Origin of the sequence: Sinomonas sp. P10A9 (assembly GCF_041022165.1) — a bacterium.
Classification (GTDB): Bacteria; Actinomycetota; Actinomycetes; order Actinomycetales; family Micrococcaceae; genus Sinomonas; species Sinomonas puerhi.
In genome coordinates, this window is sequence record NZ_CP163302.1 from 122,610 (window position 1) to 143,301 (window position 20,692).

Genomic DNA, 20,692 nt, shown 5'->3' on the forward strand with positions numbered 1-20,692 from the left:
GCGGCCGAGAGGGCTGGACGGCTGGTTGGCGGCCGCTCATCTCAAGGAAGTGCATCATGAGTTCACTCATTCGCATGGCACGGCCGGCCCTTCGGGTCTGGGCTGCTGTGCTTGCGGGGCTCGCCCTCGCCTTCGGCGGTGTGGCGGCGGCGGCCTTCGCCTCCGGATCCACCGTCCTGCCGGTCTCGAGCGCTAGGACACCGGCCTGGACCAACGGGCAGACCGTGACGGTCCAGTACGCCCAGAATTTCTTCTGCGACACGAGCGTCCCCGCCTCCGCGCCTTCCGGGTGTGAGGTGGGCACTGCCGCGAACACCGGACCGGTCGCCAACGCGGACCGCTCGGTCCTGTACGTGCTCGTGCCGCTCTTCGCGAACCCGAGTCCGGCGGCGATGTGCGCCGTCGCGAGCTGCCCCAACCACCCGCTCGACATCGACCTGTCCCGGATCGCCGGGGCCCTTGGCGCGTCTCCGGGAGCCGTGGCTTCGGTGCCGCTTCCAGCGCACAGCCACATCCTTGACGGCCCTGCCGGAGGCTGGTGGCAGATCAAGGTTGTCGCGGTGACCAACCAGGCGGCCTGGGCCCAGCTCGCGGCCGGCAAGTCGGAGACCACGATGAACGCATTGATCGCCACTCCGGGCAGCGGCGTGATTGGCCCAGTGCCCACCAACCTGTACCTGTTCTTCAACGTTGTGGGGAAGTGAGGAGGGTGACCTCCCACAGCTTCCTCTCGGTAGCCCGGGTGCGCCGGTTGGCGCACCCGGGCCTCCGGGCGAGCAGCCCGCTGTCGACGACGATGGCGCTCGCCGCGCTCGTCGCGGCAGTGGCGGGCCTGCTGCTGCCCTGGGTGACCGTATTCCACGGATTCGCGCCCTTGAACGGCATCGCGGCCGGTGGTGGCACCTACGCCGGGCTGGCCACGGCGTCCGCCCTCCTGCTCCTTGCCGCGCACCGCTACGCGTGGGCTCCGGGCCGCTGGCTCGCACTGGCTGCTGCGTCGGCCGCGGTGGCAGGCTCTCTGTGGATCGCGCGGTCCGTGGCCGACTACGCTTCGGATCCGGGCCCCGCGGCGGCGCTGGCCTCGCCCGTCCCGGGGCCCGGCCCCTGGGTGCTCGCGGCAGGCGCGGCCCTCGTCGTGGTGGCAGTCTTCCTGCCGCTTCCACAGAACTCCCGCGGCGCGGGACTTGACCGCGCGGGACTCAACGGCGCGGGACTCGCCGGAAAAGGGAGAGCAGGCCTCGGCGCGAGGCTCGGACTCGGGGCGACGGCCTTCGTGGCCGGCTGGATCCATCTGCTCCTCGTGCCCGAGCACTGGGGAGAGTCTGCGCTGCTTGGCGCAGGCTTCCTCGGCGCAGCGATCCTGCAGCTCGCCCTCGCGATCTCGGTCGTGGAGCGCCCTGGCCATGCCGCGCACCTCACGCTCGTGGTGCTCAACGTCGCGCTCGTCGGCGTGTGGCTCTATGCGGTGTTCGTGGGGCTTCCGCTCGGAGACGCCCACGACCACGGTGGCGCGGCTGGGTGGTCGATCGGAGCGGGAGAGCCGATCGACACAGGCGCAGTCGTGACCAAGGTGGCCGAGATAGCCGGTGCAGTGTGGGCAGGCGTGCTGATCAGCCGTCCCGTCCGGCGGCCGCATGGCGCGGGACAGCAAGTGCAACGCGCCCGCCACAGGTTTGGCGGCGCGGCAGGGCTTCGGATCGGAGCCGGATCACGGGGCGGGGCGGCCTAGCCGGTCCCGAGCTGCCTACCGATGAGGCACGTCCCACACGGCGTCGCCGACGAACAAGGCCTCCGAGGCTTCCAGGCCCGTGGCCTTGAGCGCCACCACGAGGATGTCCGGTGCGGGCTTGGGCTCCTCCGCGTCCGCGGAGCTCGTGGCGGCGTCCACGAACGCGTCGGCATCGATGACCGAGCGCAGCACGCTCAGGTCCTGTTCCCGTGCCGAAGAGGCCAGGACCACGCTGAGGCCCGCGTCCTCGTACCGCGCGAGGAGGTCGCGCGCGCCGTCGAACGGCCGCAGGTGCGGCCAGAACGTCGAGAACACCGCGGCGTGGGTGTCGAGGATCTCACTGTCCTGGGCCGTGTCCCGCTCCGCACCTAGCAGGTGCTCGACGATCTTCTGCCCACCCATTCCGACACGCCGGTGGATCTCGTTCATCCGCACGTCGTGCCCGAAGCGGCGGAACGCGTACCACCACGTGAGGGTATGGAAGTACGTGGAGTCGACGAGCGTCCCATCCACGTCGAAAAGGATTCCGCGCAATGGTGACACGGGCTGCCTTCCGGTCTCGGGTGCGCCCAGCCTAAGTCAGCCTCCCAGGTCCGGCTAGCCTGAGGGGATGGGGTGGCACATTGGAACGTCGGGCTGGAGCTACGACCACTGGGCGGATGCCCTGTACCCGCCGGGAACGCGTCCGGGGGACCGCCTCGGGATCTACACGAGCCGCTTCTCCACGGTGGAGCTCAACGCGAGCTTCTACCGGTGGCCGCGCACGACGGCGTTCGCGAGCTGGCGTCGTCGGCTCCCCGAGGGCTTCCTCATGTCGGTCAAGGCCCCCCGCGGGCTCACCCACGCCAAGCGGCTCTACGCCCCGGAGGCCTGGTCGGAGCGCATTGCGGAGTCGTGGCACGAGCTCGGTCCGCGCCGCGGCGTGCTCCTCGTCCAGCTCTCGCCGAACCACGCCCGCGACGACGCCCGCCTCGACTGGTTCCTCGGCGCCCTGCCGCAATGGATCCAGGTTGCCGTCGAGCTCCGCCACCCGACCTGGCACGACGCGGCGGTCTTCGACATCCTCCGGCGCCACGGCGCGGCCTACTGCATCATGAGCGGCGCCAACCTCCCGTGCATCCTGGAGGCGACCGCCCAGACCGTCTACGTCCGCCTGCACGGGCCAGACCACGACAACCTGTACGGCGGCTCCTACTCGGACGCGGACCTCGGCTGGTGGGCCGAGCGCATCCGCGAATGGGATCGGTCCGGCCACGAGGTCTACGCCTACTTCAACAATGACGGCGAAGGCAACGCCGTGCGCAACGCCCTCACGCTGCGTGGGATGTTGGGCTGAGGTTTCGACTCCGCTCAACCATCGGGTTTGGACTGCGCCCGACAACCATCCAATCCGTCCCCGCGACTGCTCCGAAGAACCGGTGCAAGCCACCCGTGAAACAAGGAGTGAAGCCATGAAGATCATCCAGCGCACGTCGGCCGTCGTGGGCCTCGCGGCCCTGAGCGCCCTCGGCCTCGCCGCGTGTGGCGGGTCGACGTCGGCGGCGAGCGGCCCGTCGTCGTCCGCGCCCTCCAGCAGCTCGGCGAAGGCCGCGAGCCCGTCGGCGATGTCCACGAAGGACCCGGCAGCGAACCTCGTCGGCGCTGGCTGCGCCGACTACGCCAAGGCCGTCCCGACCGGACCCGGCTCGGTTCAGGGGATGAGCACGGATCCCGTGGCGGTCGCGGCGTCCAACAACCCGCTCCTCAAGACGCTCGTCTCGGCGGTCTCCGGCAAGCTCAACCCGAAGGTCAACCTCGTGGACACGCTCAACTCGAGCCAGTTCACGGTGTTTGCCCCGGTGGACAGCGCCTTCGCGAAGATCGATCCGGCGACCATCGAGTCCCTCAAGACCGATGACAAGACGCTGTCCACGATTCTCACGTACCACGTGGTTCCGGGCCAGATCGAGCCTGCCTCGATTGCCGGGACGCACAAGACGGTCGAGGGCCAGGACGTCACCGTCACCGGCTCCGGCAACAGCCTCAAGGTCAACGGCGCCAACGTGATCTGCGGCGGTGTCCAGACGGCGAACGCGACCGTCTACCTCGTGGACACGGTGCTGATGCCCCCGGCCAAGTAGGGCGGGCGCGCAGCGCACTAGAGCGCACGACGGCGGGCCGGGCGCTGGGGCCCCGGCCCGCCGTCGTGTATCCCCCAGGTCAAACAGGTCACAGTGGCGGAGGACAGTGAGCAGCCGTGAGACAGTGGTCTACATGCCCGACTACGACGGCGGGGCGACCCCTGCCCCGGACCTCGACGAGCTCATGGACCGCATTGCGAGCGGTGACCAGGAGGCGTTCGGGCATCTCTACGACGTGCTCGCGCCGCTGGTTCATGGCCTCGTCCTGCGGGTGCTCCGGGATCCGGCCCAGTCCGAGGAGGTCACCCAGGAGGTGTTCCTCGAGGTGTGGCAGCAGGCCAAGAGGTTCGACGCGGACCGGGGCCGCGCACGGGCTTGGATCACCGTCATGGCGCACCGCCGGGCGGTGGACAGAGTCCGCGCAGCCCAGGCCTCTACGGACCGCGACCTCCGCGAGGGGATCAAGGACTACCAGGAGAGCTACAACGACGTTGAGCACCGCGTCGAGGTTGCCCTCGAGAGCGAGCGGGTCAACAAGGCCCTCGAGTCCCTCACCGAGGTTCAGAAGCAGGCCATCCGCCTTGCCTACTACGGCGGCTACACCTACGGGGAAGTCGCCACCGCCCTGGGGCTTCCCCTGGGCACTGTGAAGACCAGAATCCGCGACGGGATGATCCGCCTCAGAGACGTGTTGGGAGTGAGCCATGGATGATCAGCTGCACCTGCTGACCGGTGCCTACGCCCTCAACGCGCTCGACGACGAGGAGCGGCGCCGCTTCGAGCGCACCCTCACGTTCGGCGACCCCGTTGCCGAGGAGGCCCGCGAGCTGGCCGAGACGGCTGCGCTCCTCGCTGCTGACGCGTCTCCGGTAGCCCCGCCTCCGGACCTTAAGGCCCGGCTCATGGCCCAGATCGCCGTGACCCCCCAGCTCGAGATCGCCGATGCGGGGTCACGTCCCAGCGATGCGCGGTCACGTCCCGGGGATGCGGGGTCACGTCCCGGGGATGCGGGGTCACCTCTCAAGGAAAACGAGCCCCAACCCGAAGCGACGGTTGCAGACCTCGGCGCGCGCCGCCGTCGTGCGCTAGGCGGCGGTGCCGTGTTCACGGCCCCCGCCAGGTGGCTCGCGGCGGCCGCTGCGGTGCTTCTGGTTGCCGCGGGCGCGGCCGGCGTGTGGGGCCTCCGGGCCCAGCAGCAGCGCGACGACGCTGTGCGGCAGCTCGCAGCCGCCGCAGATGCGCCAGGCAGCGTCATGAACCGGATCCTCAGCGCGCCCGATGCGACGATCCAGGAGGCCAGCGTTCCAGGAGGCGGAACGGTGGTGATCGCGCATTCGCACCGGGAATCGGTGGCCGGGGTGGTGACCATCGGCATGCCGGTTCCGGCGGCTGGTCACGTCTACGAGCTGTGGCTCGGCGACGCGTCCGGGACCATGAAGCCCGCGGGCCTCGTGGCCGGAGAGGGCACCACCTGGAACGAGCTTGCGGGTGGGATCGGCTCCGCGACGGTCCTCGGCGTGACAGTCGAGCCGGCGGGGGGATCGGCGCGGCCGACTACCACGCCGATCCTCGTCCAACAGTTCTCCTGAGGAATCCGGGCTGGCCCAATCCGCCGGTACGGCGGCTCCGAAGAGTAGGTGCGGGCATACCGCACCGGCTCCCCGGAAGGGCGCCGGATCACCGTTAGGAGAAGCTATGTCCACCTCAGTCCTTTCGCACCGCCGCACCGCCGTCCAGCTCGCCGCGAGCGCGGTGGGTGTCGTGTTCCTGCTCGTCGGCGTCCTCGGATTCATTCCCGGGATCACTACGGGCTCCGGCATCGGATTCGCCGGGCACGCCTCGGACGCGTACCTCTTGGGTCTCTTCCAGGTTTCAGTGCTGCACAACGTGGTCCATTTGCTGTTCGGCATCGCCGGTCTCGCACTCGGCGCCTCGGCCGGCGGGGCGAAGCAGTTCCTCGTCTGGGGCGGCGCGATCTACCTGGTCCTGTTCGTCTACGGACTCGTGTTCGGTGGTGCCTCCGCGGGCAACTTCGTCCCGCTCAACGCCGCCGACAACGTCCTCCACGTACTCCTCGGCGTCGGCATGCTGGGCCTTGGGCTCATCCTCGGGCGCACGACGGCGACCTCCCGCGCCGCGCGTCCGGCCCACCACTGACGCGGCTCAACGCCCAACGGTGGGGAGTGCTCCTCCCCACCGAGGGTCAGCAGCTGGGGGCCATCTTCCGAGGACCATCTCGTGAGGGCGGCCCCCAGATGGCCTCCAGAGGACGGTTCAGAGCACTCCTCCCCATCATTTGCTGCACTCCTCCCCAGCTTTCCCGCCTTCCTCCAGCCGCGGGGCGTACGACGCCGCGTGGTTGCGGGAGTTCCCACGATCGCCGATGGCGGGCGGGACTCGAAAGCTGGGGAGGAGCGCGCAAGTCCAGGGGAGGAGCGCTCAAGTGCTGGGGAGGAGCGCGCAAGTCCTGGGGAGGAGCGCGCAAGTCCTGGGGAGGCGAAATGCGGCAGGGAAGGACCGACCCCAGGACACGACTCAAGCTCGGCGGCCACGGCATGACCCCGCGCGGCACACGAGAGAGGTGCCGGCATGGGGGCGGTGCCGGTGCCGGTCTGGAGGGCGGTGCCCGTCTGGAGGAGGGGTGGCGGCCTGGAGAGCGGTGCCAGCCTAGAGGACGGTTCGGGCCGCCGCGATGAAGGCCTTGATGAGCCCCAGATCCTTGACGCCGCGCGAGGACTCGACGCCGCTCGAGACATCCACGCCCGTGGGCTCCAGCGCCTGGACCGCAGAGGCCACATTCTCGGGCGAGAGGCCCCCGGCCAGGGCCCAGAAGCCCTCGGGCGCAGTCCCGAGCTCGTCGTCGGAGAACCGGGCACCGGACCCGGGCACCGCGGCATCGATCAGGAGCCGGTCCGGTGACGACCATCCCTCGGCGGTCCGACGCGTGTAGTCGCCCGCTGAGAGGGCCCTGATCACGCGGAACCCGGCCGCGCGGAGCGCCTCCGCCACCGCATCGGGCTCGTCGCCGTGGAGCTGCACCGTGTCGACGCCGGCCTCGCGCGCGAGCCGCGCAACGTCGTCGAGCGTCTGATTCTGCACCACCGCAACGGTCTCAATGGACCGCTCCGCCCGGCGCGCCGCGTCCCGGGCGGCCCGGACCAGCGAAGCCGCCTGAGCGGCGTCGACCGTCCGGGGGCTCCCCGGCGCCAGCACGAATCCCACCGCGTCGGCTCCGGCCTCGACGGCCGTCTCAACGGCCTCGGGGGTGGACAGCCCGCAGATCTTCACCCAGAGCATCAGGCGGCGCCCTGCCCAGAAGCGGATCCGAAGGCGTGTTCCGCCTCGTACCGCACCTTGATGGCACCGCGCTTGACCTTGACCTCGAGGATCTTCACGCCAACAAGGTCCGCAAGCGTGCGAACGTGGGTTCCGCCGCACGGTTCCGCGTTGACGCCCTGGATCGTCACGGTGCGGTGGCCGTCGGTGTCCACGGAGGCGGAGACGTCACCGCCGCGCGCGAGCACCCCGTCCATCTGCGTCTGGAACTCGGCGCGCACGGCGTCGCGCAGCTCGGGCGTCGCGAGCTCGTCTTCGTGGCCGGCGGGGTCGAAGTCGAGGCGTGCCTGACCGGGGAAGTGAGAGTGACCCGAGTCCTGCCAGCCGCGTGCCTGGCCGAGATGGCCGAGGATGTGCCCCGCCGTGTGCAGCGCGGCGTGGCGACGGCGCAGCTCAGCGTCGATCCGGCACACGACGGCGGCACCCACCTCGGGCGCGGAAGGCATCCCCGAGATCGTCACGAGGCCGTCCTCGTTGCGCCCAAGGGTGACCGGGGTGCCGTCGAGCGTGCCTTCGTCAGAGGGCTGGCCACCGCCCTTGGGGTAGAAGATGTTCGGCGAGACCGCGGCCCACGCGCCATCCTCGCCCGCGCCGGAGGCGATCACGGTCGCCTCGGTCTCGGTGAGGTACGTGTCGTCGAAGTAGGCGTTGGTCTGCTGCGCGGTGGCCGTGGTCATCCATCAAGTCTAGGACGGTGACCGGGGGCCGCCCTCGGCTCGCGGCCGCGGGTCTGGTTCACCCGCCCCGCGTCCGGGTACTGTCGAATCCATGGCGCAGCCGAGCGACTCCGCGGATCTGACCGCCACGTCATACTGGACCGTCGGGCCGGGCCGCGGGGAACTCCGCCGCGAGTCGCTCCCGCCTCTGGGCGATGGCGAGGCTCTCGTGCGCACGCTCTACTCGTGCCTCAGTACTGGAACCGAGAACCTCGTGCACGCGTGCCGGGTCCCCGAGCGAGTTGCGGACATCATGCAGGCGCCCCATCAGGAGGGCCGTTTCCCGGCCCCGGTGAAGTACGGGTACCTCTCCGTCGGGACCGTCGAGGCTGGACCGGCCGAGCTTGTGGGCCGCACCGTCTTCTGCCTCTATCCACACCAGGACCTGTACGTCGTGCCGGCCGCGCACGTCGCTCTCGTGCCCGACGCCGTCCCGCCCCGCCGGGCCCTCCTCGCCGGTGCCGTGGAAACGGCGGTCAACGCGCTGTGGGAGGCCGGCCCGCGCATCGGCGACCGGATCGCGGTGGTGGGCCTCGGGCTCATCGGCGCCTCCGTCGCCGCCCTCCTGCGCCGCTTTCCCCTGGGCCGGCTCGAGGCCGTGGACAGCGATCCCGGCAGGGCCGCCGTCGTGGCTGCGCTCGGCATCGACGTCGCGCTTCCCGAGGACGCGTCCGAGGACTGCGACATCGTGGTGCACGCCTCGGGGAACGCCGCGGGCCTCGCCAGATCCCTCGAGATGGTGGGAGACGACGGCGACGTGGTCGAGCTGTCCTGGTACGGCGACGGCAGCGTCGAGGTGCCGCTCGGCGCCGACTTCCACGCGAGGCGCCTGTCGCTCCGCGCGAGCCAAGTGGGCGCCGTCGCCCTCCCGCGGAGGCACCGCCGCACCACCCAGGAGCGACTCGCCCTCGCCCTGAAGCTCCTGGGAGACGAGGCCTTCGACGCCTTCCTCGGCGAGGAGACCGACTTCGCCGATCTGCCCGCGACGATGGACAGGCTCTTGGATCCTGGCCACGGCAGTGCGGGCCTGTGCCACGTGATCCGCTACCCGGGCGCACCGTAACCGCGGCGCGCCCCAGACAAGGAGGAGCATGTTCAGCCTGACCGTCCGCGACCACGTCATGATCGCCCACAGCCTCCCGCGCCCCGCGTTCGGCCCGGCCCAGGGGCTCCACGGCGCCACTTTCGTCGTCGAGCTGACCCTGCGCGCGGAGGCCCTGGATGCCAACTCGACCGTGATGGACATTGGGGAGGCCACAGAAGTCCTCGCCGCGATCCTTGACGGCCTCCGGTACAGGAACCTCGACGAGCACCCGGACTTCTCCGGGCGCCTCACCACCACCGAGGTGCTCGCCCAGCACGTCGCCGTCTCGGCGGCAGAGCACCTCGGGCGCTTCGACCACCTCACCGCCGTCGAGGCCACCCTGCGCGAGAACCCGGACGCATGGGCCTCCTGTGCCCTCGAGCTGCGCCCGGCCGGGGACGGACGTCGCGGCTGACATGCCGGGCGCCGGGGCCAGACCCGTGCTCCAGCCTGCGCCACGGCCCGTGCTCCGACTCGTGGTCCCGGAGGGACTCGGGTACACGTCGGGCGGCACGGTCTACAACACGCACGTCGCGGACGCCCTCCGGGGCCTCGGGGTGACGGTCGAGGTTGTAGGCGTCCCGGGGGCGTGGCCCGTCGGCACCGCCGCCGACCGCCGCCGGCTCCGCGTCGCGCTCGACCTACCGGATGCGGCGGTGCTCGACGTGGCGGACGCCCCGGTGCTCGACGTCGTGGACGACGCCGACCGGCGCACCCATGAAGGCGGGGCCGCCCGCAACAGCGCGATGGCCCCCGCGTCCGGGCCGGCCTCGCCTGCAGCCCGGCGGGCCGTGCTCGTCGATGCGCTCCTCGTGCTCGGGGCCCCCGAGGAGCTGCACGCGGCGGCCCAGGCTGCCGCGAGTAGCGGGGCCGCGCTCGGGATCCTGGTCCACATGTCCCTCGCCGACGCGCCCGGCCTGTCCGCAGAGGAGGCCGCACGGTCGGCGGCACTCGAGTGTGAAGCCCTGGCCGCGGCGCACACCGTCCTGGTCCCCAGCGACTTCGCTGCACGGCGGCTCGCCGAGCGTTACGGCACGTCAGCGCGGGTGGCGAGGCCCGGCGTCGTGCGGGTGCCAGCCGCCCCGGGGAGCCTTGCCGAAGGCCGAGCGCCGCACCTGCTGTGCCTCGCGGCGCTCCTGCCCGGGAAGGGGCAGCTGCGGTTGGTGCGCGCGCTCGGCGAGCTGCGGGAGATGCCGTGGACGTTGACTCTCGCGGGTCACGACGCCGCGGACCCGGCCTACGCGCACGCCGTCGCCGTGGAGGCTGCACGGCTCGGGATCGCGGACCGCGTCCTGATCCCGGGCGAGCTGCGCGGGCCCGCGCTCGAGACCGAGTGGTCGCGGACGGACCTCACGGTGCTCGCCTCTGTCTCGGAGACATTTGGGCTCGCCGTCGCGGAATCGATCGCGCGGGGGGTCCCGGCAATGGTGGGCGCAGGAACAGGCGCGGCCGAGGCGCTCAGCCTCTCGCTCTCGGGCGGCCTCGGACCGGCCGGAGCGGTCGTGGGGAATCCCGGGCCAGGAACCGATCCCCTCACCGCCGAGCTCGGGCGATGGCTCGCGGATCTTACCGTGCGTGCCAGATGGCGGGCCGCGGCCCGCGCGGCGAGGCCCCTCCTGCCGGGCTGGGAGTCGACCGCGCTGGGCGTTGCCCGCGCGCTCGGCGTGGGCGCCCCGCGGCCCTGAGAGCCGCCAAGGTCGCGACGGCCGTGACGAGGGCTGCGGCGACGTGTACCACCACGAGCAGGTGCAGGTCGACTGGCGCTGACACAGAGGCACTCAGCTCGGGCCCCCCGGCCGCTCCGTGCATGTGCCCCGATGGGTGGAAGAGCGGCGCGTTCGCGCCCGCGAGGGCCGTGAAAGTCAGATGGAGGGCCTGCTGGACGAGCCCGCTGGACACGCCGAGGACCCAAGGGGCGAGCGGTACCCGCGCCGCCGCGGCGGCCAGCAGGCTCACCGAGGCCGCGAGGGCCACGACCACCACGGCTGGGGGACTCGCGCCGCCCGAGACGAGATGGGCGGCCAACCCCAGGCCTACCGCCAGCGGACCCGCGACGGCCGCAGCGACCGCCGACCTGCGTCGTGCAAGGACTGATACTGTCTCCACACCTGCAGTTCGGAGCCGTCGGCCCGCCGGATGGGCCCGGAGCGACTACTTGCCGCGCCAGCCCAGGGTCATGAGGAACCCGGTGATCGCGATCGCGAACCCGATCATGATGTTCCAATTCCCCAGCTGCGGGAAGGGGAACAGGCCCTGGGTCACGTAGAACGTGATGATCCAGAGCAGGCCCACCACCATGAGCCCGAACATGACGTACTTGTACCACTCCGGCGTGGGCCCCTGAGCACGGGCTGCGCGGCGCTGGCGCTTGGCCTTCTTGGCGGCGCGGCGCGCGGCCTCCCGCGCGGCATCCTTGGGCGCTGACTTCCGCTGGGCGGCCTTCTGCTGGGGCTTGCCCGTCGACTCCGGCACTGAACCTCCTCGGGGCCCGCCTCGATCACGGCGCTGCCCGCTTGGTATCCTGCAGACACCGCCGATGTGCCGGGGTGTTCTGCTGTCTGAAACGTCTGCAGTGACTGTCACTGGTCTGCACGCCAGTGTATCCCGGCGCGCTGGCCCGCCCACTCCACGATTGGCCCGCTCCATGTCTACGCGCATCCTCGTCATCGACAACTACGACTCGTTCGTCTACACCCTCGTCGGCTACCTCCAGCAGCTGGGTGCCGAGACGACCGTGGTGAGGAACGACGACGTCTCGCTCGCCGAAGCGATCGAGCTTGCCGCCGCACGCGACGGCGTGCTCATCTCACCCGGACCAGGCAATCCCGCCGAGGCAGGCGTGTGCATCGAGCTCATCAAGTGGTGCGGCGAGCAGGCGAAGCCGATGTTCGGCGTGTGCCTGGGCCTCCAGGCCCTCGCCGAGGCGTACGGCGGAACCGTGACGCATGCCCCCGAACTCATGCACGGCAAGACCTCTCTCGTGGAGCACGAGGGCAAGAGCGTATTCGAGGGCCTGCCGAGTCCCCTCACGGCCACCCGGTACCACTCGCTCGCGGCCGTCGCCGAGACCATCCCCGACGTCCTCGAGGTCACGGCCCACACGCATTCCGGCGTCATCATGGGGCTCCAGCACCGCTCGGCACCCCTCTGCGGAGTCCAGTTCCACCCCGAGAGCGTGCTCACAGAAGGCGGCTACCAGATGCTCGGCACGTGGCTCGAGTCCCTGGGGCTCCACGGCGCAGCCGAGAAGGCCTCGACCCTGAGCCCGCTCATCACCGCAGGCTGACCCGAGGGCCAGCGGGCCCCATGCCCGGCTGGGTCAGGGCCCGTTGCCCTTCTTGGACGCCGAAGGCGTCGGCGACGGCGTGGCGCTCGGCGTAGGACTCGGCGCCGGGGCTGGCGCCTTGGCCACGATGAGGGTCACGGTTCCGCCCTGATCGATGGTGCCGCCCAGCGGCGACTGATCGGTGACCGTCCCCGGTGCGACGATGGAGTTCTCCTGCTCCTGGACGGTCGCGCTGAGCCCCTTGTCGGAGAGCGCCTTCCGCGCCGCGTCCACGGATTCGCCGCGGACGTCGGGAACGTCGACCTTGCCGCTCGAGATCGTGAGTTCCACCTCTGTGCCGATGCCCACGGTCTGGCCGACGCCGGGGTTCGTCGAGATGACGGTCCCGATCGGCGCCTTCGGATCGTTGGCCTGCACCGCGCGCGGCTTGACCGTGAGTCCGAGGCCCTGGAGGGTCGATCTGGCTCCGGCCTCGGTCGCCCCGATGATCGAGTCCGGGATGACCGCGTTGGCGGGGCCGTCCGAGATGTCCAGCGTGATCGAGGCGCCCTTTGCGAGCTGGGTACCCGCGTCGGGCACGGTCCGGATCGCCTTGCCCTTGGGGACGGAGGGATCCTTGGGGTGCTTGATGTCCGGCTGGAGCCCAAGCCCCTGCAGCTTGAGCGCAGCCTCCGTCTCGGACATGTTCGTCACGGAGGGCACCGTGATCATCTGCACCGCGGAGGGCTGGTTCATGTAGTTGTACAGCACGATTCCGCCGCCGCCCGCGATCAGCAGGGCGGCGATGATGAGCGCGACGATCCAGGTCCTCCGCCGCCCGCGTCCGCGCCGTGCGCGCTCCTCGTCGCGGGCGTCGTCGAACTGGATGAGCCCGGCAGCCGGGGGTGGGACCACGGGGATCTCGCCGGTGTCACCGAGATGGGACGACGACGGCGGACCGTCACCTACGCCGCCGGCTGAGCCTTCGGTGCTCTTTGTACCCTGTGCCGATTCACCGGCAGCTCCCGCAGCCCCCGCCCCGACGAGGCCGACGGCGACGGTCGGGATCCCGTCGTCGTCCGCGCCCTCGACAGAGCCGACCGCCGCTGCTGCTGCCGCTGCTGCTGCCGCGGCAGCAGCACCCATGGCTGCGGCCCGCGCAGGAACGGACACCCCGGCCCGCGCTGCCCGGAGGGCGCGCTGGAACGCCGCGGCGCTCGCGAACCGGTTCTCGGGGTCCTTCTCGAGCGCGCGGTCCAGCACGCTCTGGAGCGCCGGGGTGACGTCTGGATTGAACTCCGCTGCCGGAGCCGCCGCGGACTGGACATGCTGGAGGGCCACGGAGACCGCCGATTCGCCGACGAACGGGGGCCTGCCGGTGAGCAGCTCGTAGAGGAGGCAGCCCGTGGAGTACAGGTCACTGCGCGCGTCCACGGTCTCGCCCTGCGCCTGCTCGGGGGAGAGGTACTGGGCCGTGCCCACCACGGCCTGGGTCTGGGTCATGGTCGCGGAGGTGTCCGCGGTGGCACGGGCGATGCCGAAGTCCATGACCTTCACCGCGCCCGGACCGTCGCACACCATGACGTTGGCGGGCTTGATGTCCCGGTGGACGATCCCCTGGCGGTGGCTGTACTCGAGGGCCGCGAGCACGCTGAGCGTGTAGTCCACGCATTCGTCGACGGAGAGCTTCCGCTCCCGTGCGAGGTCGCGCAGCGTCTGACCGTCCACGTACTCCATGACGATGTACGGCACGGCGACGCTGTGCGGGGACAATGGCTCTGCGTTGTGCTCGCCCGTGTCGTACACGGCAACGATCGAGGGGTGGTTCAGGCCGGCGACGGCGCGTGCCTCGCGCTCGAACCGGGTCCGGAACTGCCCGTCCCGAGCCATGTCGGGGCGAAGCATCTTCACGGCCACCGTGCGGGCGAGCCGCAGGTCAAGCCCCTCGTACACGTCCGCCATGCCACCCCGGCCGATGAGGCCGCCGAGCTCGTATCGGCCCGAGAGGACGATCGGAGCGGGCATCGGCTCGTCCTCTCGTAGGGGCGGATGGGCGGAATGGGTCACGGAATCAGCTGCCAGGTGCGCCGGGGAGTACGGAGGCCAGAGCGCCGGACGTCGGGGTGGGGGCCCCCGAGCGGTTGGACGTCGGGGACGTAGGCGGCGCGGCGGACGTCTGCGGCAGGGTCACCGGCGGCTGCACCGAAAGGTACGTGACGGTGATGTTGGAGTTTGCAGGCACCTGTCCTCCCGGTGAGACACTCGTGACGGCCCCCTGGATCCCCGTCTGCGACTGGACGGCGACGAGCGTGACACTCAGTCCCAGCGCCTCCAGCTGGTTCTGCACGTCAGTGTAGTTCTTGCCGAGGTAGGCGGCGGGGACCACGTTGACCGTGGCGGCCGTCGTCTGGGCCCTCGTGCTCGACGGCGGCGCGGACGAGGTGGTGCTGGGCGGAGCGCTCGACGCGGTGGTCGACTTCGAGGCGCTCGGGGAAGGCAGCGGCGTCGGGCTGAACAGCCCGGCGTTGGAGAGCCAGACGCCAATCAGCACGAACAGCAGCAGGAGGATGAGTCCCACCAGTGGCCACGTGAGTGGGCTGCGCTTGCGGGGCTTCTGCCGCCTTTGCGCTTCGGTCTCCTCGTCGTCCAACGGCGCGTAGAGCGGATGGTTCGGGTCCTCGGATGCCGCGGCACCGGCGTCGTCCGTCTCGACCATCGGCAGGGCCGACGTCGCGGGCGCGCCGTGCGCTGCCGCCGCACCGGCTGCGGCGGCCACCGCGGCGGCGCCCGCCAGGCCTGCACCGCCCACGACGGCGGTCGGGGCGGTCTGCTGATGCATGCGGCCCGTCGGGACTGCGCCCATGGCCTCGGTCGCGTCGCCCGCGAGGAGCATGCCGGGGACCGCAGCCTGCGCGGCCCTGATGTCCCCGCGGCGGAGCGCCTCGGCTGCCTCGGCGAGCTTGATCGCGTTGGCGGGGCGGCTGCGCGGGTCCTTGGCGAGCATCGACATGAGCAGGGCGCGGACGGGGGCAGGGATGTGCTCGGGCAGCGGCGGAGGGGCGTCGTTGACCTGGGCGAGGGCGATGGCGATCTGGCTCTCGCCCGAGAACGGGCGGTGGCCCGTCAGGCACTCGTAGCCGATCACACCGAGCGCGTAGATGTCGCTCGAGCCCGTGGCCTGCTGGCCCGTGGCCTGCTCCGGCGCGAGGTACTGCGCGGTGCCCATGACCTGGCCGGTCTGCGTCAGCGGCACCTGGTCGGCGAGACGCGCGATGCCGAAGTCTGTGACCTTGACCCGGTGGTCCGGGGTGATGAGCAGGTTGCCCGGCTTGACGTCCCGGTGCACGAGGCCCTGCCCGTGCGCAACGGCGAGGGCGCGTGCCGTCTGCGCAATGATGTTCAGGGTCCGGTCCGGCGAGAGGACGCGCTCGCGCTCGAGGATGGCGGAGAGCGGCTCGCCGGGGACGAGCTCCATGACGAGGTAGGCAGAGCCCTCGGCCTCGCCGTAGTCGAACACGTTCGCGATGCCGCTGTGGTTCAGCAGCGCCGTGTGCCTGGCCTCGGCACGGAACCGCTCGAGGAAGCTGGGATCGCCCGCGTACTCCTCCTTGAGGATCTTGATCGCGACGATGCGCCCCAGGACCTCGTCCCGGGCGCGCCACACCTCGCCCATGCCACCGATGGCGATCCGGCTCTGCAGCTGGTACCTGCTGCCCAAGGTGATGCCAGACGTCGGTCTCACTTCTTCAACACCGCCTCAAAGATCTTCTTCGCTGTGGGACTGGTCAGAGCGGCGCCGGTACGGACGTCGACGCCTTCCATGACGACCGTCACCTCCACCTGGGGGTTGTCCGCCGGGGCAAACCCGGTGAACCAGGAGTTGTTGAGCCCCGAGGCGCCGAGTTCCGCCGTGCCGGTCTTGCCCGCCACCTGCACGCCTGGCACCGCGGCGCCGCCGGCGATGCCCTGGGAGACGACCATGGTCATCCACTGGGTGATCTGCCGGGCAATCTCGGGGGTCGTGGACGTGCGGAGCACCTCGGGCTTGGCCGCCGAGACGACGTGCAGGTCGGGGGCCGTGATCTGCTTCACAAGCGAGGGCTTCATCTGGACTCCGCCGTTGGCGATGGCGCTCGTCATGAGCGCGATCTGCAGGGGCGAGGCCTTGACGTCGAACTGGCCGATCGCGGACTGCGCGAGCTGCGCCTGGTTCAGATTCTGCGGCCACACGCCGGCGGAGTAGTCGAGGTGGAGCTGGTCTCCGGCGTCCTGCCCGAAGCCGAAGGCCGCGGCCTGCTTGCCAATTGCGTCCTGCCCGAGGTCGAGGGCGATCGAGGCGAAGGGCGTGTTGCAGGACTGCTCGAGCGCGAACGCGAAGTCGGCCTGGTCTCGCGTGTAGCAGTTGCCGCCCGCGTAGTTGGGCAGCTGCGTGGAGGTCCCGGGCAGGGTCATCTGCGCTGGGTTCGGCAGGACGGAGTCCTTGTTGTACTTGCCCGAGGCAAGGGCCGCCGCCGTGTCGATGAGCTTGAACACGGAACCGGGGGCCAGGAGTGCGCCCGTTGGCCCGCTCACGCTCTGGTTGAGGTTGATGCCGGGCTGCGCCTGGATCTTCTTCATGGAGGCCTGCGCGGCCGCCTGATCCTGCGTGGCGACCAGGTTCGGGTCGTAGCTGGGCTTCGAGACCATCGCGATGATGGCGCCGGTCTTCGGGTTGGTCACCACGATCGAGCCGCGCTGGCCGTCCGGGATGAGGCTGTAGGCGAGCTTCTGGATGGCGGGGTCGATCGTGAGCTCGACCGAGGCGCCCTTGGGCTGTTCGCCGAGGAAGAGCTGGCGGATCCGGTCGAGGAGGAGCTCGTCCGACTTGCCCGTCAGGGTCGAGTTCATCGAGTTCTCGATGCCCGAGGAGCCGTAGATGTTCGAGTAGTAGCCCGAGAGGCCCGCGTAGAGCGCCGCGTCACCCGGGTAGGCCCTCTGGAACTTGCACGTGTCCGAGCCGCTCGATACCGACTGCGCGATCGGCATGCCCGCGACGAGGATCGGCCCGCGCTCCTGGCAGAACGTCTGCAGGATGGCCCGGTTGTTCTGGGGGTTCTTGTTCAGATCATCGGCGCCGATCACCTGCACATAGCTGATGGCGCCCAGCAGGAGGGCGAACATGACGGCGAGCGCCACCCATGCGTTGCGTATGGCCTGGTTCACTGGGTCCTCACCGCCTGGGTTGTGTTCGTGTCGCCGATCCGATTTCGGCCGCCGCTGCGTTTCGTGCGGGCGGACGACGGCGCGTCGGGCCCGCCGTCGTCCGCGAGCGGTGCCGTGTTAACCGGTCTGCGTGCGGCGTTCGAGATGACGAGCAGGAGCGCGACGATGATCCAGTTCGCGAGGAGGGATGAGCCGCCCGCGGCGAGGAACGGCGTCGTGAGGCCCGTGAGGGGGATGAGGCGGGTGACGCCGCCGAAGATCACGAAGACCTGGAGCCCGACTGCCGAGGCGAGCCCCGAGGCGAGCAGCTTGCCGAAGGAGTCCCGGGCGCCGAGCGCAGCGCGGAATCCGCGGGAGACGAGGATCGCGTAGAGCATGACGATGGCGAATAGCCCGACGAGACCGAGCTCCTCGCCGAGCGAGGCCACGATCATGTCCGAGTGCGCGAACGGGACGAGGTCGGGGCGGCCCTGGCCGATTCCCGTGCCGAGCAGGCCGCCGTTGGCCATGCCGAAGAGGCCTTGGACGATCTGGTAGCTGCCGCCGTTCGCTCGCCCGTAGACGTCCGGCGAGAAGGCATTGAGCCAGCCGTCGATGCGCAAGCGGATGTGCGGGAGCGCAAGGCTCGCGCCCATCGCGCCGGCGAACATGAGGATCACGCCGAGGATCGCCCAGCTGGCGCGGCTCGTGGCGATGTAGATCGTCGAGATGAAGATGCCGAAGAACAGGATCGACATACCCAGATCGTGCTGGAAGATCAGGATGCCGATCGCCGCAATCCACGCCACGACCATGGGGCCCAGGTCCCGGAAGCGCGGCAGCTGGAGCCTTCCGATCCGGCGGCCCGCGAGGAGGATGAGGTCGCGGTTCGTCGAGAGGTAGCCCGCGAAGAAGAAGGCGATGGTGATCTTGGCGACCTCGCCGGGCTGGAAGGTGGAGCCGCCCACGCGGATCCACACCTGGGCGCCGTTGATCTCACCGGCCGTGATGCCCGGGACGAGCGGCATGAGCAGTAGGACGGCGCTCAGGATGAGCGAGATGTAGGTGAAGCGGCGCAGGATCCGGTGGTCCTTGAGGAACCAGATCACGGCCAGGGCCAGGACCATGCCCACCACGGTCCAGCGGGCCTGGGTGTTGCCGTAGTCCGTGTCGGGAGTGTCCAGCCGGTGGATCATCGCGAGGCCAATCCCGTTCAGCGTCACGACGATCGGAAGGATGATCGGATCGGCATACTTCGCCCGGAAGCGGAGCACTGTATGAATGGCCAGGGATGGAACGGCTAGGAGAGCGGCTTGGAGCCAGAAGTCGCGGCCGAACGCCGTGCCGTCCTGGAGGCCCTGCATCATGTTCGCGCCGATCGCCACGGCCAACGCCAGGGTCAGGAGCGCGAGCTCCACGTTGCGCCGCGGCTTCACCGTGGTCTCGACGCCGCTCATCGGGTGCCTCCCAGACAGGGGTCGGGCGTGGTGGTCGGGCTCGCGGTGGCCGAGCCAGTCGGTGCCGTCCCGCCGGATGCGGAGCCCGACGGCGACGGGCTCGGGGTGGCGCTAGTGGCGCCGCTCGCGGCGCCCGAGGCTGTCGGGCTCGCGGTTGCGCCCGAGCCGGGCAGGCAGCCGCGGGGATCGCTCTGGATGTAGTGCACGATGTCCTCCGCTGCCTCGAGCCCGTCTGTCGGGACGCCGGCGCGCAGCCGCTGCTGCGTATACCCGCTCAGGGAATCGATCGGGATGTTCGTGGCGCTGTGAACGTGCGAGAGCGCGATCGGGCCGAGCTGCTGTGAGACGCCGTTGTAGATGGCCACCCGGTTGTCGTACACCCCGACGTAGTAGCGGGTCTGCGTCCAGGTGTAGCCGAACCAGACACCGAGGATGAGGATGAGCGCGGCTATCGCGCCGAGCCCGATCCGGAACCAGCGGCGCAGGAGCCTGCGGTTGGGCGAGACGGGGTCATCGACGTCCTCGACGGGTTCTGGGCTGCGGTGCGTGAGGACTGTGGCGGCACGGCGTGCTGCCGTGCGGCTCGCCACGGCGGGGAGGGATCCGCTCGCCGCAGCCGCGGCCGCGGCGCCCACGAGCTCGTGCGGGCGGCTGTCGAGCTCCCGCCGCAGCACCTCGGCGGAGAGGTGGGCGCCGAGGTTGGGGTCTGTCTGCGGCTCCTCGCGCCGTGGCGGCATCGGAGTCTCGTCGGAGTCGGACGCGGTGGCCTCTGCGGAGCCGGCGTCTAGGGACGTGGTTCCAGCGGGGCCGCCGGTTTCAGCCGCACGTGTGCCGTCGCCGGAAGCGGCGGAACGGGCTGCTGGTGCAGCTGCAGGCGCTGCTGGGCCCGAACGGGGGGTACCCGCCGGTCCGGCCGCGGGAGCCGGGCTGGGAGCGGCCTTGGCGGTGTCCGAGCGGGGTGGCTGTGCCGCGGCGGCGGACGTCACGGGGGTGCGCGCGGCCGCTGCCGCGGTGAGGATCGCGGCAGCCGAGGTCGGCGCGGGAGGTGCGGCCTCGTCGTCGTCCTCCTCCGCGGAGACCACGTCCGCGACGATCACGGTGACATTGTCCGGCGCGCCGGCGGCGAGCGTGAGCTCGACGAGGCGGTCCGCGCACTCGGCTCGGTCCTCGATCTCGCGCAGGGTGCGCGTCACGAGGGGCAGCGGAACGTAGTTGAGCCCATCGGAGCACAGGAGCCACCGTTCGCCCTCGACCGCGGGGAAGGTCGCGAGGTCCAGCTCGGGGCTCGCGTCCACATCGCCGAGTACCCGCATCAGCACATTCTTGTGCGGGTGGGTCTCGGCCTCCTCGGGACGGAGGCGGCCCTCATTGATGAGGCGCTGGACGAACGTGTGGTCCGTGGAGACCTGCTCGAGGTCGTTCCCGCGGAGCCGGTACGCCCGGGAGTCACCGATGTGCGCGAACGCGAAGCTGCCGCCGGACAGCAGCAGTGCCGTCACCGTGGTGCCCATCCCGGCCAGGAGCGGATTGGAGCTCACGAGCTCGGAGAGGAGGGAGTTCGCGGTCTGGATCTCGTCTGCGAGCTGCGTGGTTGCCTCGCCTTCGGCGTAGCGGCCGTGGTCCAGATGGATGAGGTCCAGGACAGTCGAGGCGCTCGCCACGTCGCCGCCCGCGTGCCCGCCCATGCCGTCGGCGACAACCACAAGATGACGGCCCGCGTAGGCGGAGTCGTCATTCTTGGCGCGCAGCCGGCCCACGTCGGAGCGGGCTGCGTAGCGCAGGATCAGCGGGGCATCAGCCAAGG

General features: G+C 70.7%; 21 protein-coding genes. 12 read left to right on the forward strand and 9 right to left on the reverse strand.

Features of this window, described 5'->3' with window-relative positions; all coding sequences use genetic code 11:
• Window positions 1–56 precede the first annotated feature (56 nt).
• Complete coding sequence (locus AB5L97_RS00585; protein WP_307958136.1) at window positions 57–704, forward strand: hypothetical protein; 648 nt, start codon at window positions 57–59, stop codon at window positions 702–704.
• Window positions 705–709: 5 nt separating this feature from the next.
• Entirely contained in the window at window positions 710–1,729 is a 1,020-nt protein-coding gene (locus AB5L97_RS00590; protein ID WP_369046069.1) for a hypothetical protein, read from the forward strand.
• A gap of 15 nt (window positions 1,730–1,744) precedes the next feature.
• Here the strand turns inward: AB5L97_RS00590 and AB5L97_RS00595 are convergent, their stop codons facing one another.
• On the reverse strand, window positions 1,745–2,272 hold the full coding sequence (locus AB5L97_RS00595; protein WP_369046070.1) for an HAD family hydrolase: 528 nt from the start codon (window positions 2,270–2,272) through the stop codon (window positions 1,745–1,747).
• A gap of 67 nt (window positions 2,273–2,339) precedes the next feature.
• On the opposite strand from AB5L97_RS00595, the gene AB5L97_RS00600 reads away from it, so the two are divergent.
• The 5 genes from AB5L97_RS00600 to AB5L97_RS00620 all read left to right on the forward strand — a co-directional run bounded on the left by AB5L97_RS00600 (window position 2,340) and on the right by AB5L97_RS00620 (window position 6,006).
• Window positions 2,340–3,065, forward strand: a complete 726-nt coding sequence (locus tag AB5L97_RS00600; RefSeq protein WP_369046071.1) for a DUF72 domain-containing protein — start codon at window positions 2,340–2,342, stop codon at window positions 3,063–3,065.
• A 115-nt stretch (window positions 3,066–3,180) separates the two neighbouring features.
• A complete protein-coding gene (locus tag AB5L97_RS00605) occupies window positions 3,181–3,849 on the forward strand; it encodes a fasciclin domain-containing protein (protein WP_369046072.1) in 669 nt (222 codons plus the stop codon).
• A gap of 133 nt (window positions 3,850–3,982) precedes the next feature.
• Window positions 3,983–4,561 (forward strand): ECF RNA polymerase sigma factor SigK, encoded by a 579-nt coding sequence (gene sigK / locus AB5L97_RS00610; RefSeq protein WP_307958235.1) that lies wholly within the window; start codon window positions 3,983–3,985, stop codon window positions 4,559–4,561.
• A complete protein-coding gene (locus AB5L97_RS00615) occupies window positions 4,554–5,438 on the forward strand; it encodes an anti-sigma factor domain-containing protein (protein WP_369046073.1) in 885 nt (294 codons plus the stop codon). The genes sigK and AB5L97_RS00615 overlap by 8 nt, the downstream gene beginning before the upstream one ends.
• Before the next feature lie 106 nt (window positions 5,439–5,544).
• Window positions 5,545–6,006: a DUF4383 domain-containing protein gene (locus AB5L97_RS00620; RefSeq protein ID WP_307958141.1), complete on the forward strand. Its 462-nt coding sequence runs from the start codon at window positions 5,545–5,547 to the stop codon at window positions 6,004–6,006.
• A 510-nt stretch (window positions 6,007–6,516) separates the two neighbouring features.
• On the opposite strand, the gene AB5L97_RS00625 is transcribed toward AB5L97_RS00620, so the two are convergent.
• Window positions 6,517–7,146 (reverse strand): phosphoribosylanthranilate isomerase, encoded by a 630-nt coding sequence (locus AB5L97_RS00625; protein WP_369046074.1) that lies wholly within the window; start codon window positions 7,144–7,146, stop codon window positions 6,517–6,519.
• Window positions 7,146–7,862: a hypothetical protein gene (locus AB5L97_RS00630; protein WP_369046075.1), complete on the reverse strand. Its 717-nt coding sequence runs from the start codon at window positions 7,860–7,862 to the stop codon at window positions 7,146–7,148. The genes AB5L97_RS00625 and AB5L97_RS00630 overlap by 1 nt, the downstream gene beginning before the upstream one ends.
• 91 nt (window positions 7,863–7,953) lie before the next feature.
• On the opposite strand from AB5L97_RS00630, the gene AB5L97_RS00635 reads away from it, so the two are divergent.
• The 4 genes from AB5L97_RS00635 (at window position 7,954) to AB5L97_RS00650 (ending at window position 11,079) form a co-directional block, all read left to right on the forward strand.
• Window positions 7,954–8,964, forward strand: coding sequence for a zinc-dependent alcohol dehydrogenase (locus AB5L97_RS00635; RefSeq protein ID WP_369046076.1), 1,011 nt, complete (start codon window positions 7,954–7,956; stop codon window positions 8,962–8,964).
• A 28-nt stretch (window positions 8,965–8,992) separates the two neighbouring features.
• Window positions 8,993–9,400 (forward strand): 6-pyruvoyl trahydropterin synthase family protein, encoded by a 408-nt coding sequence (locus tag AB5L97_RS00640; RefSeq protein ID WP_307958145.1) that lies wholly within the window; start codon window positions 8,993–8,995, stop codon window positions 9,398–9,400.
• A gap of 49 nt (window positions 9,401–9,449) precedes the next feature.
• On the forward strand, window positions 9,450–10,670 hold the full coding sequence (locus tag AB5L97_RS00645) for a glycosyltransferase (protein ID WP_369046077.1): 1,221 nt from the start codon (window positions 9,450–9,452) through the stop codon (window positions 10,668–10,670).
• A 181-nt stretch (window positions 10,671–10,851) separates the two neighbouring features.
• The gene (locus tag AB5L97_RS00650) at window positions 10,852–11,079 is read left to right on the forward strand and encodes a hypothetical protein (RefSeq protein ID WP_369046078.1); all 228 of its coding nucleotides are present in this window, start codon (window positions 10,852–10,854) and stop codon (window positions 11,077–11,079) included.
• Between the two features lie 57 nt (window positions 11,080–11,136).
• Here AB5L97_RS00650 and AB5L97_RS00655 read toward each other — a convergent pair whose 3' ends face one another.
• Entirely contained in the window at window positions 11,137–11,457 is a 321-nt protein-coding gene (locus AB5L97_RS00655) for a cell division protein CrgA (protein ID WP_307958147.1), read from the reverse strand.
• A 172-nt stretch (window positions 11,458–11,629) separates the two neighbouring features.
• Here AB5L97_RS00655 and AB5L97_RS00660 point away from each other — a divergent pair, with 172 nt between their 5' ends.
• Window positions 11,630–12,271 (forward strand): aminodeoxychorismate/anthranilate synthase component II, encoded by a 642-nt coding sequence (locus AB5L97_RS00660; RefSeq protein WP_307958148.1) that lies wholly within the window; start codon window positions 11,630–11,632, stop codon window positions 12,269–12,271.
• A 33-nt stretch (window positions 12,272–12,304) separates the two neighbouring features.
• Here AB5L97_RS00660 and pknB read toward each other — a convergent pair whose 3' ends face one another.
• Genes pknB through AB5L97_RS00685 form a run of 5 tightly spaced genes read right to left on the reverse strand, consistent with a single transcriptional unit; the run spans window position 12,305 to window position 20,690 of the window.
• Entirely contained in the window at window positions 12,305–14,275 is a 1,971-nt protein-coding gene (gene pknB / locus AB5L97_RS00665; RefSeq protein ID WP_369046079.1) for a Stk1 family PASTA domain-containing Ser/Thr kinase, read from the reverse strand.
• Between the two features lie 46 nt (window positions 14,276–14,321).
• Window positions 14,322–15,992 carry a serine/threonine-protein kinase gene (locus AB5L97_RS00670; RefSeq protein ID WP_369046080.1) on the reverse strand — a complete coding sequence of 557 codons (1,671 nt, stop codon included), beginning with the start codon at window positions 15,990–15,992 and terminating at the stop codon, window positions 14,322–14,324.
• Window positions 15,989–17,452, reverse strand: coding sequence for a peptidoglycan D,D-transpeptidase FtsI family protein (locus AB5L97_RS00675; RefSeq protein ID WP_369046081.1), 1,464 nt, complete (start codon window positions 17,450–17,452; stop codon window positions 15,989–15,991). Before AB5L97_RS00675 ends, AB5L97_RS00670 begins: the two co-directional genes overlap by 4 nt.
• Window positions 17,449–18,888, reverse strand: a complete 1,440-nt coding sequence (locus AB5L97_RS00680; protein WP_369046082.1) for an FtsW/RodA/SpoVE family cell cycle protein — start codon at window positions 18,886–18,888, stop codon at window positions 17,449–17,451. The genes AB5L97_RS00675 and AB5L97_RS00680 overlap by 4 nt, the downstream gene beginning before the upstream one ends.
• The gene (locus AB5L97_RS00685; RefSeq protein WP_369046083.1) at window positions 18,885–20,690 is read right to left on the reverse strand and encodes a PP2C family protein-serine/threonine phosphatase; all 1,806 of its coding nucleotides are present in this window, start codon (window positions 20,688–20,690) and stop codon (window positions 18,885–18,887) included. The genes AB5L97_RS00680 and AB5L97_RS00685 overlap by 4 nt, the downstream gene beginning before the upstream one ends.
• Window positions 20,691–20,692: the final 2 nt, after the last annotated feature.

What these genes read in the sequence shown, in the direction of transcription:
- AB5L97_RS00585 (WP_307958136.1), top strand. Translation starts at nt 57, where the DNA reads ATGAGTTCACTCATTCGCATGGCACGGCCGGCCCTTCGGGTCTGGGCT.
- AB5L97_RS00600 (WP_369046071.1), top strand. Translation starts at nt 2,340, where the DNA reads ATGGGGTGGCACATTGGAACGTCGGGCTGGAGCTACGACCACTGGGCG.
- AB5L97_RS00605 (WP_369046072.1), top strand. Translation starts at nt 3,181, where the DNA reads ATGAAGATCATCCAGCGCACGTCGGCCGTCGTGGGCCTCGCGGCCCTG.
- sigK (WP_307958235.1), top strand. Translation starts at nt 3,983, where the DNA reads ATGCCCGACTACGACGGCGGGGCGACCCCTGCCCCGGACCTCGACGAG.
- AB5L97_RS00615 (WP_369046073.1), top strand. Translation starts at nt 4,554, where the DNA reads ATGGATGATCAGCTGCACCTGCTGACCGGTGCCTACGCCCTCAACGCG.
- AB5L97_RS00620 (WP_307958141.1), top strand. Translation starts at nt 5,545, where the DNA reads ATGTCCACCTCAGTCCTTTCGCACCGCCGCACCGCCGTCCAGCTCGCC.
- AB5L97_RS00625 (WP_369046074.1), bottom strand. Translation starts at nt 7,146, where the DNA reads ATGCTCTGGGTGAAGATCTGCGGGCTGTCCACCCCCGAGGCCGTTGAG.
- AB5L97_RS00630 (WP_369046075.1), bottom strand. Translation starts at nt 7,862, where the DNA reads ATGACCACGGCCACCGCGCAGCAGACCAACGCCTACTTCGACGACACG.
- AB5L97_RS00635 (WP_369046076.1), top strand. Translation starts at nt 7,954, where the DNA reads ATGGCGCAGCCGAGCGACTCCGCGGATCTGACCGCCACGTCATACTGG.
- AB5L97_RS00640 (WP_307958145.1), top strand. Translation starts at nt 8,993, where the DNA reads ATGTTCAGCCTGACCGTCCGCGACCACGTCATGATCGCCCACAGCCTC.
- AB5L97_RS00650 (WP_369046078.1), top strand. Translation starts at nt 10,852, where the DNA reads ATGGAGGGCCTGCTGGACGAGCCCGCTGGACACGCCGAGGACCCAAGG.
- AB5L97_RS00660 (WP_307958148.1), top strand. Translation starts at nt 11,630, where the DNA reads ATGTCTACGCGCATCCTCGTCATCGACAACTACGACTCGTTCGTCTAC.
- pknB (WP_369046079.1), bottom strand. Translation starts at nt 14,275, where the DNA reads ATGCCCGCTCCGATCGTCCTCTCGGGCCGATACGAGCTCGGCGGCCTC.
- AB5L97_RS00680 (WP_369046082.1), bottom strand. Translation starts at nt 18,888, where the DNA reads ATGAGCGGCGTCGAGACCACGGTGAAGCCGCGGCGCAACGTGGAGCTC.